General features: G+C 63.6%; 8 protein-coding genes. All 8 read left to right on the top strand.

The features are described from left to right. Positions 1 to 2 precede the first annotated feature (2 nt). Positions 3 to 1,493, top strand: coding sequence for a hypothetical protein (locus tag JQX13_RS16975; RefSeq protein ID WP_203410045.1), 1,491 nt, complete (start codon positions 3 to 5; stop codon positions 1,491 to 1,493). A 209-nt stretch (positions 1,494 to 1,702) separates the two neighbouring features. Continuing rightward, the gene (locus tag JQX13_RS16970; protein WP_203410044.1) at positions 1,703 to 2,932 is read left to right on the top strand and encodes an SH3 domain-containing protein; all 1,230 of its coding nucleotides are present in this window, start codon (positions 1,703 to 1,705) and stop codon (positions 2,930 to 2,932) included. A gap of 21 nt (positions 2,933 to 2,953) precedes the next feature. Next, positions 2,954 to 6,577 carry a cell envelope integrity protein TolA gene (locus tag JQX13_RS16965; protein WP_203410043.1) on the top strand — a complete coding sequence of 1,208 codons (3,624 nt, stop codon included), beginning with the start codon at positions 2,954 to 2,956 and terminating at the stop codon, positions 6,575 to 6,577. Between the two features lie 87 nt (positions 6,578 to 6,664). After that, complete coding sequence (locus tag JQX13_RS16960; RefSeq protein WP_203408984.1) at positions 6,665 to 7,615, top strand: IS1380 family transposase; 951 nt, start codon at positions 6,665 to 6,667, stop codon at positions 7,613 to 7,615. Continuing rightward, positions 7,603 to 7,983 carry a hypothetical protein gene (locus JQX13_RS16955; RefSeq protein WP_239014423.1) on the top strand — a complete coding sequence of 127 codons (381 nt, stop codon included), beginning with the start codon at positions 7,603 to 7,605 and terminating at the stop codon, positions 7,981 to 7,983. The genes JQX13_RS16960 and JQX13_RS16955 overlap by 13 nt, the downstream gene beginning before the upstream one ends. Next, on the top strand, positions 7,971 to 8,102 hold the full coding sequence (locus JQX13_RS55400) for a hypothetical protein (RefSeq protein WP_275424885.1): 132 nt from the start codon (positions 7,971 to 7,973) through the stop codon (positions 8,100 to 8,102). The genes JQX13_RS16955 and JQX13_RS55400 overlap by 13 nt, the downstream gene beginning before the upstream one ends. Positions 8,103 to 8,321: 219 nt before the next feature. Next, positions 8,322 to 10,421: a hypothetical protein gene (locus JQX13_RS16950; RefSeq protein ID WP_203410042.1), complete on the top strand. Its 2,100-nt coding sequence runs from the start codon at positions 8,322 to 8,324 to the stop codon at positions 10,419 to 10,421. Positions 10,422 to 10,425: 4 nt separating this feature from the next. After that, the gene (locus JQX13_RS16945; protein ID WP_203410041.1) at positions 10,426 to 12,606 is read left to right on the top strand and encodes a cell wall hydrolase; all 2,181 of its coding nucleotides are present in this window, start codon (positions 10,426 to 10,428) and stop codon (positions 12,604 to 12,606) included. Positions 12,607 to 12,763 lie beyond the last annotated feature (157 nt).

The following is a 12,763-nucleotide window of genomic DNA, read 5'->3' as shown; positions in this document are numbered from 1 at the left end:
TCTTGTCGGTGCTCTTGGTCGCGGTGGCTTGCGCTTGTCCGGGCGGAGCCCGCTCCGGACCGAACGCGGTTGCCGACCAGCCGCCCTCGAAGAGTGAAGTTCCTGCCGCTGCGGTCCCCCCGGCGCCTTCACCGAAGCGCGTTGCTCAACAGGAGACGCGTCCTGAGGTCGCCCCGGAAGCGCAGGAGGATGGTGCACAACTCGAGGCGCGCTTCGAGGCCGCCGAGAAGACCCTGGCGCTGCGGCCGGGTGATGCCGCCGCCCAGGACGCGTTCGAGCGCGCCTGGCTCGCTCGGGAACTCCACCTCTTGCGCGAGGAGGTGAAGGACCACGAGCGGGACGAACCGTTCCTGGAGCTCGACGGATGCGCGGCGGCGTCGGCGCGGGAGTGCATCGGCTCCCGCATCGGCCGCCGCTTCGACAGTAGCTGGTACCGGGTCGAGACGAGCGGCGATGCGTTTCTCCTGATTCTCTTTCACGCCCGTCTCCACTACGACAACGACACGAAGACGGGGAATGAACTGGTGGTGTTTCGAGGCAGGCTCGAGGCGAACAAGGATGCGCCGCTGCGGCTCGACCTGGTTTCCCGGAGCGAAGCAAAGGTCTCGGATGCCGTGGGAGCGGCGTTGGGCCGGCGTGCGGCCTTTCCGGATCCGAAAGGGGCGGACACTCGCTGGGGCGTTCGTTTCGAGCCGCTCAGCCCGGAGGAGTTCGCCCTCATGGATTCGCTTCCCGACGAGTGGGTGGGGCTCATCTTCAAGAATGGGAAGTACCAGCGGCTGACCGAGGCCCCCGGAGACCGTGCACGTTTCTTCATCATCAAGGAGCCGAAGCTCCGGATGGCCTATCTCTCGAGGTCCGAGCGGGATGGTGCCTTCGAGGCATTCCAGGAAGTGTCGAAGGAAGGGGACACCTACCGCCTTGGGGGGTACCGGCTCCACTGGAAGTCCAATGCCTCGGACGTGGGCTTTCTGACTGCCGAGACGGAGGAGGGAGAAGGCGAACCGTACGTACCGGCGAAGCGTGCGAACGCGTACAAGGTCGCCGAACCGGAGCGCGCCTCGGTGTCCGGCGACGAGGCGAAGGGCGCACCGGAGGTGGTGAGACGGTTGGTGGCGCAGTGCAGTGGCTCTCGCAGGACGGAGGAATTGCGACCCGGCCTCTACAATGTGCGGTGTGGCTGCGGCAGCCCGTGCGGCTATTCGACCTTCGTGGACGTGAACAGCGGGCGTACCTCCCCCACGTTCTGGCTGCCACTGGCCATTGATGCCGAACGGCAGCGCGTCGCGCTCTCCACGCGCGGTCAACAGCCCATTCGCATCGTCGGCATGTTCGACGCGAAGGAATGGATGCTCATCCGCCGGCCCCTGGAGCCTACCGGGGAGCTCTCCAACCTGATGGAGGCCTCCTTCTCCGACGGCCAGTTGGACTTGTCGTACACCGACCGGCGCGGAAACGCCGTCCGCGAGACGGTGGAGGTTCCGCTCAGGTAGGCCGACTGGCCTCTGGCCCTCCACGCCTCGAGTAGGAGCAAGGCGCCCATGAATGGGTGGTGCGCGGCGCCGTCCTTGACCTTGTGGCAGGGCCTCTATCAGGCTCTGTCCCGGAGATGTTCGCTGGTCATCATATGACGGGAAAGGCGTACCCGCCCCTACACTGCCGGGCCGGGTCGCCTCTCCACGTCATCTCAGAGGAATGGCTCATGAAGAAGAGAAGCCCGCAGCACCACTTCCGCGCCTGGGCCGTGTGCGTGGTGGCGCTGAGTTCCGCGATGGGGTGGGCCCAGGACGCCGCGCGAGTCTATATCCAGGGCTCGGAGGTGAACCTGCGCGGCAGCCCCGCCACGAGTGCTGAGGTGGTGAAGAAGGTCCCCATCGGTACGGAGTGCCAGTGTCTGGAGGAGTTGGCCAAGGGGTGGGTGCGCATCAAGTGCGGGGATGCGGAGGGCTTCACGCTGAAGACGCTCGTCGGCGCGGACAAGCCCAGCCTCGACAAGCTCCTGGCTCAGGCGCAGGACGCCACGGTGAGAACCAAGGTGCGCCTTGATGCCGCCGCACGGGCGGCGACTCTCGACCCTCAGAACGAACAGGCGCCGGATTTGCTCGCGGAACTCTTCTTCGAGCTCAACTTCGAGCAACTCGCGAAGGACAAGGTGAAAGGCGGCCTGCACGAAGCCATCGTGGTGACCCGCCGTTGGGACCATTCTCAGAACAGGCAGCGGTCGCGTGAGGAGAGCCTCATCTGGGAGCTGGAGAAGATTGAGTACGACTGGCACCAGTTCAGGCTCCGCGGCGGTGACTTCGTCAGCGCCATGTACCGAAATGGCTCCCTCGTCGTTTACACCGGATACATTTCGCCGAAAGCAGGGGACGAGGAATTCAATGTCATCATCGAATCGCGGAGCAGTTCGTCGGTGGCAGACGCGCTAAAGCTCGCGCTGCAGGAAGATGCACGCCCCGCCGATGCGAGCGAGACGAAGTACACCGTCATCGAGGAGGAGTACCCCGGCATGCCGGTACTAAGCCCGGAGTCCTTCCGGCTTTACCGCTCCCTACCCGCGCTCTGGTATCTGCTCCAGGGGGAGAAGGGGGCACGGTACGTTCAGTCGAGCTGTGACATCATTACCGGAATCCAACTGCGAGTGGACATTCATCGCCGGGCGAGCCTTCGCTTCGGCGATATCAACAGCAGTGGGGAATCTCCACCCAAGTTCATGCGAGTCGTGGATGTCTCGAAGAGTGACTCCTCGTATCACTTCCAATTGCGTGACCGCAGAGAGTATCAGGAGTCGCTGACATTGACCTGGCCAACGGACGAGTCAAATGTCTCCCAATGGAAGACCGAGCCATCCAGCACGGAGGATGGCTACTACGCCATTGCCAGGGCCAGGAACATCAAGATCAAGGATTTTGGCTGCTCCGCCGAGCAGTGACTCATTTGAGGGGGGCGTCAAATGGCGATTCAGCAGCAATTCTTCCTCAAGGAAGACGAAAGCGGTGTTGGCGTGGACACCAACATCGTGGAAACGGGCGGCAAGGATGGAACGATCCTTCGCGTCTTCCCCGTCGACAACTACTCTTTCCCGGAGGAGATCAAGCGACTTGCCAAGGAATGGCATGTCATCAAGGTCCCTCTCCTTGGTCAAAGGGTGCATGCAAGCGAGCAGGTGGATTGGTGTGGGCGCACCTCGTGCTCCATGCTCTACAACTATTTCCAGCTCATCAAGGGTGGAGACCCACGCGAGCGATATATTACTCATTCGAGAGCTGGGGACCCGGAGTGTCTGCCCGACCTCCGATTTCCGTCAGGTGAACGGGCCTTCTTCGAGGTCCCCTTTGACCCTTCCCTGCCGAAGAAAGGATGGACGATCTTCCCGGAAAGGAAAAATTACGAAGTCCAGTCCGATTGCGCGTGGTTCGGTCTTGATCCCGATGGTGAAGTTCCGCTCCCCATCAGTCAGATCTTCCCGGCCCGGGGGCCTCGCCCGACGGGGCTCGGGGGAATCCTGCGTTATCGTGCCTCGTCCTCATATAAGGACGAAAAAGGCCACCTGCTCCCAGAGGGCCTGCGCCACGAGGCCGACGACATAAAGAACAGCGAAAAGCGCCTCAGGGAGAGGTTTGCCCATCTCATCGAATGCCTGCGAGCCAACAATCCGGTGGTCATCTACACGGGCTTTGGATCGTATAGCAAGAAGATGGGCAACCCCCTCCATATCATTGTCATTGCCGGCTATTGCATCCTCCAGGTGGGAGGGGAGGAACAACTCTGGCTGGTGACCGCCGACCCCTCAACCAAGATCGGACTCGTGTCCAAGGGGCGGCTTTCCGCACCCCATAGCGGCGGAAATGTAGACCTGGGCTCTCGGATTGGGCCGGGCCACATGATCTTCAGGATGCGCTCTGGCCTCATTGCCAAGAGCAGCCCTCTCATGGGCTTTGCATCTTTCAACCTGGTGCGAGCGAGGACTTTCTTCGAGAAGAACCCTGAAGTGAAAGACTCGGAGTACGACCTATTCCTGGATCATTCGAGAACTCACTGCGGGCGCTATGTCTACCGCGAGAAGAGGACCGAGGTCCCAGCCGAAGTGCTCGACAGCAGCTTCAGCCGGCCCAGATACAGCTTCCCCTTGCGCGGGAACAACGCTTCGAGCAGCCCCTGGCAGTGCTTCTACAACAACGAGTCGCTCGATACGGGAATTGGCGGCTACTACTTGCTGGGTCTCCAGCGAAACCTCCACGGTGGCATCCATCTGTTCCCGCCCGCCGACCAGGAGTTCGTCCCCGTCAGTGCCGTCGCTCCAGGCTACATCGTGGCCGCCCGTCTGCCCGGCGAAAAAGCTCCATGCCGCAAGCCTGGAGTCGCAGAGGCCCTCGGCAACTGGCCCGGTTTCGTCCTCGTTCGCCATGAGCTCGAGGAGACTCCCAAGGAATCGCAGCAGGGAGGCACGGCGCAGTCCTCACAGGCCAGTCCTCGCAGGGGCGTGTTCTACACGCTCTACATGCACCTGCGCTCGCCGATATTCCCGCCCTCCATCGAGGAAAAGGCCCAGAAGGCCGCCGCTTCCCAGAAGCCCCAGAACGCCCCTGCCGCTTCCCAAAAGCCCCAGGGCACCGGCTCGGTCCAGAAGACCCAGAACACCTCCGCTGCACAAAAGAAGGAGGAGGAAGCCAGGAAGAAAGCCGAGATCGCCGCCTCAGCTCTGGACAGGTACTTCCAGGAGGTTCCCTGGTTCCGCGAGCTGTACAAGCGACGTTTCGGAGCCTGGGTCTGCATCTCGGGTGACAAACCCGGTGCGATGGTCTGGTCCCAGGAGCCGGTCCCCGAGGCCGACCGGAAACCTCCGAATGCGGGTCAACAGGGCGCGGGGAAGAAGACCTACAAGGTTCTCACCCAAGACGGTACCGCGCAGGAAATCTCCTTGCGAAACAAGGAAGGGCAGGAGGAGTGGCTCTACAAGGCGCCGCCGGCAAATCTCGAGGAGGCGCTGGTGACACTCGCCCAGGGTGACGTGGTCACATTCATGGAGCCCTTCTTCCCCGTGAACATCGGGGAACTCCTGGGGTTCTCGGGCCCCTTGCCGGACCAACTCGCGATCCTCTCACAGGACTTCCGGGTCCAGCGGGAGGACTCGGAGCTCGCCGAGAAGCGCAAACGGTTCGAGGTTCGTTCGGGGTTCCTGCACTTCCAGGTATTTTCCCCGGAGAAGGACAAGGAGAACGGCATCAAGCTTCTCCTCGAGCTGGCCAGGCAAATCGAGACGGGCAGTGGTCGCCTTCCCGAGTTCGTCGAGGTCAAGGAGGACTCGGAAGACAACTTCCTAACACTGGAAGAGATCGAGAAACACCTCAAGGGCGCGCTCCCGGAGGAGGACCGGAATGCCTTCAGCAAGCTGACCCAGGATTACTTCTCCGCGGCGAAAAAGATCGATCGGTCGGGGTTTGGCTATGGGCCACTCGTCGCGTCGCTCCTCGATTCGACCACCTCGTTCGCACCCAAGAGCGAGAAGCCAGACTGGAAATCCTGCTGCCGCTTCGAATATCCGCTGACGCTCGAGATCGAGACAGTCAACCTGCCGACTCCCGACAAGAACACCAAGGTCGCCGGTGGAGTCTACGAGCTCGAGCTGTGCTTCGAGCAGGAGGTGCCAGATGTCGGATGGGCGCGCATGGAGTGCCGCCAGCGGGACTGCGGCGAATTGCTCAACGGCAGGAAGGTCTGCAAGCCCGCGTCCCTCAAGATTGATTCGAACAAGCTCGGCACGGCCAGGAACGGAGTCCTTCAACTGTCCCTGATGGTGCCGGCCGTCGCCGAGCGGATGACGCTCAAGGCGAAGCAGGGCTTCTTCATCGAGCAGACCGTCTCGCTACCGGGCGCCGACGGCCGGCTGCTCGCACAGGGCATCACCCGGCGCTGGCGCAACGTTCGGCTCGTCCAGAAGAATGAGTGGGCCCTCGAGAGCGTCAAGGCGGTGCTGCAAAAGGCGAAAGCGGCGCTCGAAGCCTCCGGCGGCCTGGATGTGATCGAGGAAGAGTTGGTGGAGATGGCCTGGTGCGACCCCGCGAAAGAGGTGCACATGCCACGTCTCGTCCATGGAGATGAGCAGGCGGGGACGAAACCCACCAGCGGCACGGGGAAGAAGCGCCCGATGCTCTTCGACACGGAGGGTTGGCTCTCGCCCAGCAGCAGGCTCGAAAACCTGCATCCGGTCACGGCCGTCTGGCTGCTCAACGTGCTCGACAAGCAGCGCAAGGCCCGCGTACGGGACGAGTGGGCGGTCCCCGGGTTCCGAAAGGAGAATCCCAGTCCGCAGTTCTTCGGGTGGGTGAAGAAAGCGGGCACGCGGCACGTAGGCGAAATGCTCACCCTGGCCGTCATCGACGACGACTTTGGTTATGACAAGGAGAACCGGGTCTCACTGCTCGCCAAACAGGGAGCCACCGTACTCGAGTTGGCCGGAGGTCGTGAGTTCGCCCCCGGTGGCAACATCGTGCAGCCTTTCAAGGCCTGCTTCTGGGGCGACTGGACCCTGGAACTCACTGATCCCGCCTTATTCACGAGAGGTGCAGGAGGATGACCGGAAAAGGAGGGTGACGCGCCTGACCTCCCGAGTGGTAGAGGGGTGTTGTTCAGACATCCACCACCACAAGGCAGGAGGCGCGTCATGGGTGAAATCCTCAACGACTTCGGGCTGGAGTTCAACGGCTCCGTGAAGCTGGAGGCGAGGGCGGAGCGGTTGACGTCGGAGGCAGGTGCGGTGCTGCTGAGGGAGGTGGACGAGCGGTTGGGGCTGACGCGCTGGCTGGGGGAGATGTTGACGGACACGCGAGACGAGAAGCGGATAACCCACTCGCTGAGGGAGTTGGTGCGCACGGACCTTCTGCTGTTGGGGCAAGGGTGGAGAGACCACGACGACGCGGACGCGCTCAGGAGGGACGCGGCGTTGAGGTTGGCGGTGTCGGACAGCAAGAGCAGCGTGCCGCTGAGGGGGAAAGAGGGGGGAGCGGAGGGGTTGGCCTCACAGCCCACCTTGTCGCGGCTGACGGCCATGTTGGCGCGAGAGGAAAACCGGAAGGTGCTGCACGAGGCGCTGGTGTGGCAGACGGGGCGGAGGCTGAGGGCGCAGCAGCCCAAGGGCCAGAAGCTCAAGCAGGTGACGGTGGACGTGGACGGGTTGCCGGTGGAGGTGCATGGGCACCAGGAGGGCAGCGCGTACAACGGGCACTACGGAGTACGCATGTACCACCCGATTGTCGCCAGTCTCGCCGAGACGGGAGACCTGCTGGACGTGAGGTTGCGCGAGGGAAACGTGCACAGCGCCAATGGAGCGCTGGAATTCATCGACGAGTTGCTGGGGCGAGTGGAGAAGGAGGTGTGTGAGGTGGCGGCGGTGCGCTTCGACGCGGGCTTTCCCGAGGAGAAGCTGCTGGCGAAGCTGGAGGAGCGAGGCACGCCCTACGTGGCGCGCGTGCGCAACACCAGCGTGTTGCAGCGGGAGGCGGCGCTGCCGCGCTTCATGAATTCGGGAGTGCCGCAGGGGAGCCGGGCACCCACCTGTACGAATGGGAGTACCAGGCGCAGGGCTGGAGCCGTGCGCGGCGCGTGGTGTTGGTAGTGCTGGAGAGGAAGGACGAGCTCTTCCCGCACGCCTTCTGGCTGGTGACGAGCTGGAGCAAGGAGCAGATGCCGGCACAGGCGCTGCTGGAGCACTACCGCCAACGCGGCACGGCGGAGGGCCACTTCGGAGAGCTCATGGACGTGCTGGCCCCGGCGCTCTCCTCGGCCAGACGGCCCAAGTCCAAGTACCGGGGGCAGCCGCCCGTCCAGCGCGCGGTGTCCATCGACGCCTTCGCCAACAACGAGGTACGCCTGTTGCTCAATGCCCTGGCCTACAACCTGGTGCACGCCGCGCGCGTGCTGATGGAGCAGGCCACGGGCGAGGGCTGGGGCTGCTCCGTGTGCGCGAGCGGGTGCTCAAAGTAGCCGCGCGGGTGCTGTTACACGCCAGAAGAGTGGTGCTGGTCATTGGCCGGGAGTCGGCCAGCCTCTGGCAGAAGCTGTGGACGAAGCTGGGCTCGCTGAGCACAGCGCACATCACGTAGCTGCCTGGAGTCAATTGCAGCTCACGTGTCGCACTCTCCCCACTCCCCTCTCCATCTCCTCCTGCTTGCTACCCGCTGCCCCGGGGCGGGCTTCCTCTGCCTTGTGCCCGATAACTCAACCCAACGCGCTCGACCTCAGCCTTCATGCATGTCTTGAGCCAGTCGTCGCGAATATGGTGGGCTGATACCTCTAAACCACCGAAGGTCTTGCAACCCAAGGTGAAACTCGATTGCCTCGAGACGGCCCTCTCCATTCCCCGCCCGAGAGTCGCAGGGGCCCAGGAAGACCAGGAGACAGTCATCGTCGATAAGCCCCAGCGTCTGGCGGACGGGAGCTGGCGCTGGCTCATCAAATTCGAGGACCCGGCACCTCTCGAGCTGCCGGGGTTCATCGTGTTGCGGACCAGCCCGGCCGAGGATGGCCCCGGGACTCCCCACGCCGAAACCGTGCTCCCAGTCACGGCCCGTCCGCTCCTGGCCGCGGCGGGTCCCCAGGTGGACCCCGCGCTGTTCAAGGTCGACAAGGACGGCTTCATCGTCGCTCTGTCAGGCGCGGGCAAGGCGATGTGGGAGAGCCCGAAGCAGACGCTCTACGTCATCAGTGGCCTCCTCAGGTTCAAGGCTTGCTCCGATGCGATGGACATCAAGGTCGGCTGGGGACTCGTGAGGGGCCTCGCCGAGCTCGCGGCGAAGAAATTCCAGTTCGAGCTGCTGGATATTTCCGGGGATGGGCTGTCCTGCACCCTCAAATGCGGCCAGGCCGCCAAGCTCCTCGAGGCCGCTACCGCGGAGCAGAAGAGCGAGGGAACCGAAAAGAACCAGGTCAAGCTCACCTTCGCTCCTGCCACGTGCGACGATCCGAAGCAGCTGGCCCTGTGGGTCTTCGACGAGAAACGCGAGCTCGTCTTCCACGACAAGCCCGCCGCCGCCAAAGCCAGACTCGGCGCGTTCGCGTACAGCAAGTACAAGGCCGCCTATCGCAAGTCCCAGCCCATGCGCATGCACGTCTCGCTCGCGTCGGCGCTGGGGGTGATCATGGGACAGTTTCCCAAGGAGCCTCCCGCCCTCGAGCGAATCGATGCCGACGGCCTCGGTTGCATCATCAACGTCAGAGCCAGGGGCGCGGCGGACAAGGTTCGCGCGGCTGCCGCATCGGGTGTGTTCCACGTGGATGTGGCGGATCCGGCCGACAAGACGCGCTTGCGGATCAGCGCCACCCCGGAGATGGAGAACTGGCTGGTCGCTTCGTTCCATCCGGGGCGGATGTTCGACGACCTCGCCCGGGACAGCCGGATCGATCCCGGTGTGATGATCTACTACTGGTTCGACTTCATCGCCCTCAACGGCCAGGGCGTGCTGTACCCCTTCGCTGGAGAGAGCACCGGTGAAGGAGATGGCTCCATCACCCTGGCGAAGTTCGAGGAGCTGAAGGCGAAGACGTCCAATTCCATCCAGGTCACCTACGAAGAGCCGAGCCGGTACCGGAAGGTGGCCCTGCGCGACATGCCCTCCAAGGACGCGGAGGGGAAGGAAACGCAGAGGCCGCTGGCCTTCCATCTCCGCCCCAAGGCGGGCCAGTGCGAGCTGGAGATCTCCGCGTGTGTGGCCGGGGCGCCGGAGGACCTGAACAAATACGTCGCCCGCTTCTCCCGGCAGGCTCCCGGAAGCTCGAAGAAGTGGGAGCCCATCAAGGGGTTCACCCATCTGCGGCCCGACAAGCTCGAAGTCCATGACAAGAACACCGCGGCGGACTGGATCGTTTCGGCGCGCGTTCCGTTTCCACAACCCCATGGCGCGAAGAAGAGCCCCCTCGACGGCGAGAATGGCTTCAAGCTGGAGCTCGTCGCGCAAAGCGAGGACCATGAGCCCAAGAGCCTGGAGGTGGAGGACAAGTATGACTTCACGCCGAGGTGGGTGGGCGAGCTGACGGTGGAGCCGAAGGGGGAATTGCTGGAGATTCGCTGCCACTCCGAGGGCATGGAGGTCCCCCTCCCTGGTGCGAAGAACAAGGGGGCGTGGAATGTCGCCCGTGAGTTCGAGCTCGTCATCGATCCCGACAAGGCGGACGAGCACCTCCAGCCCATCAAGCCGAAGCTGTCGGAGCATATCCGGTACGCCACTCCCACCGTGGATGGGAAGCGTGGCGGTTGCGACCTCGACGGCGACTTCGTCGCCACCCTCGAGCTGAAGGCGCTCGCACCGGGCGTGGCCTACAACTTCACGGTCCGGCGCCCGCTCGAAAAGAGCAAGCCGCGGCCGGTGCGGCTCACGGACGTGAAGCCGTTGAGCAGCAGCACGCCGTTCATGCGCGAGGAGTAACACCATGGCACAGACCGCGAGCACTCCAGAGGCCGAGTCCCATGGCGACTGCCAGATTCCGCTCGGCTACGACGGGATCGTGCGAATCCGGGCGGCACCGCACCTCGTTCTCACGCTCGAGGAGCAGTCCCAACCAGCCCTCCAGGATCTCGACAACTGGCAGGTGGTGGTAGGCGGCAGCTACGAGAATCTGGAGGGCAGCCTGCCTTGCCGACTCGAGTGGACCATTACCAGTGACAGCTTCGCCGAGAAGAAACTGCCCCATCGGCGCGAGACCTTCATCGTCCCCAACGGAGGGAACTTCGTGGTGCACGAGAAGGACGGGACGGGCACGCGGCCGCTGCGCATCTCCGTCTTCGAGCTCGGGCTCATCGGAAAGGGACGTCTGGGCTACCGGCTCGAGCCGGTCCTGTTTGGCAACGAGGCCGTCGAAGTGCTGCCCGAGGACTCACGGGCCATTGCCTACGAGCTGGAGGCGAGCATCGGCTTCAAGGTCGCGCCCGAGGAGCTCGCCAGGAGCTTCTTCCTCGACAAGATCGAGGTGCTTCACGACAGGCAGGTCGGTACCGTCATGCAGCTCACGCCGACCATCTCGCCCCTCTTCAAGGGGATGCAAGCGACGCTGGACATCTTCCCCCTCCCCCCCGAGGGCCTACCACCCGACGAGAAGGCGACGGTGCGTATCGAATGGGAGGTGGGCGACCCGGACGCGGCCTCACGGCTGATATGGAAGATCGGTTTCATGTCCATCCTCGGAGTATTCGGCGAGTTGCTGAATGATGACCTCGCGGCGGTGGGCGGGGTCGAGTCGTCGCCGAGTCTTGCGTTCCAATATCAGCTCACGCTCGCGCGCAAGCCTCCACCCCCAAAGGCCGCGACGGGCAAGGGCGCCAAGAAGCAGTCCGCCCCAGCTCCGATAGACCAGGTCCGGTCGGAGCCCCTGCGTGCGCTCGAAGTCCCAAGGCCTCGGCTGAAGGAGTTCAAAGTGCTGCTCGACGACGGCAAGCTGGGCGTCCGGTGCCGCTTCGAACACTTCAACGACTTCGTCGTGCTCGGTTTCGAATTGAAGCCTTACGCCCGTGTGCCGGAGGGAGAGGGGTGGCGGGTCGAGGAACTGGACGACTACCTCAAGACCCTCTTCATCGAGGAGCTCGTACAGGAGAGCCTGGATATCTTTCGCAACGCCTCCACCAGGTCCCCCGCGTTCTTCATCCCGACGAGCACTCCGGAAGATGTCTTCTCGCGGCTGACGAAGATCGATGCCATCACGGTGACGATTGAGAAGAACAAGTTCGAGCACGAGCTCCTCGACTTGAATCAACTTCCGCGAGAGTTCGTGCGGACCCTCAAGAAGATCCGTGGGCTGGAGGTGTTCGTAGCAATGAGGCCCACCGGAATCGGGGGCAGGGTGGTGCCCTTCTGGGCCATCGCGGATTACGATGCCGCGCCCAAGGAGCACGAGCAGAACGTGCCGCGAGGCCGCCGAGGCTTCGCGCCATTCGACGGCGGTGCCTTCGTCTCCAGGGTATTCGCCTCGGGAGTCTGCAGCTCGGACACGGTGGACCTCTCGGGCCACGCCGCCCAACTCTACTCACCCCTGCCCACCATTCCTCCCGAGAGCCGCGAGGACTTCGAGGTCTTCGTCGCCACGGTGTGCGGCGAGTCCATCGGCCAGAGCGAGGCCTCGTGGAGGGGCGTTGCCCACACCATCATGAACCGGGTCGCGCGCAAGTATGAGAGCTGGGAAGGATGCCTCACGCCGACGGAGGTCATCCAGAAGACGGGGTTCGAGGGCTACAAGAGCACGCGCTACGAGGAGGCCCGTACGTACATGAAGTCCCCTGCGGCTTCGTCGCTCGTGTACCGCGACAAGCTGGCGCGGATGATCACCCTCCTGACGCCCATCTTCATGAGACAGGACGGCAACTGTGGGGACGTCGTCTACTTCTACAGCCCGTCCGCACAGCGCAAGCTGGGCCGCTCCGCTCCCAGCTGGGTCAACCAGAAGGATGGCAAGGATCTTGTTCGCATCACCGATGCGATTCTCGGCAGCGCGAAGGGCAAGGAGGACAAGAAGGATGACTTCGAGTTCTACACCTTCAAGTACCCCGAGAAGTGGCCACGGATGACCCCAGAAGAGCGTGCGCAGGCGCGGGCGGCTCGCTCGAAGGCGAAGTCCAAATAGTCCGCGGTTCAGAGCCGGAGGATGGAGGCGAGCGCTACGCCGTGGCGCCGCGCACCACCCACAGTGGCTCGCATCGGGTGCGGTGGGTGCTGCGACGATTTTTGACACTGCGTCACCTGTGCGTCATATGCTCGACTTGACGCATGACGTGTCGTGA

Source organism: Archangium violaceum (assembly GCF_016859125.1).
Lineage (GTDB): Bacteria > Myxococcota > Myxococcia > Myxococcales > Myxococcaceae > Archangium > Archangium violaceum_A.
Note: the sequence above shows the minus strand (reverse complement) of the source record. Positions and strands in the feature narration are given on the sequence as shown.

Excerpts from the sequence above, each read along its gene's own strand:
- JQX13_RS16970 (WP_203410044.1), top strand. The coding sequence starts at position 1,703 with ATGAAGAAGAGAAGCCCGCAGCACCACTTCCGCGCCTGGGCCGTGTGC.
- JQX13_RS16965 (WP_203410043.1), top strand. The coding sequence starts at position 2,954 with ATGGCGATTCAGCAGCAATTCTTCCTCAAGGAAGACGAAAGCGGTGTT.
- JQX13_RS16960 (WP_203408984.1), top strand. The coding sequence starts at position 6,665 with ATGGGTGAAATCCTCAACGACTTCGGGCTGGAGTTCAACGGCTCCGTG.
- JQX13_RS16945 (WP_203410041.1), top strand. The coding sequence starts at position 10,426 with ATGGCACAGACCGCGAGCACTCCAGAGGCCGAGTCCCATGGCGACTGC.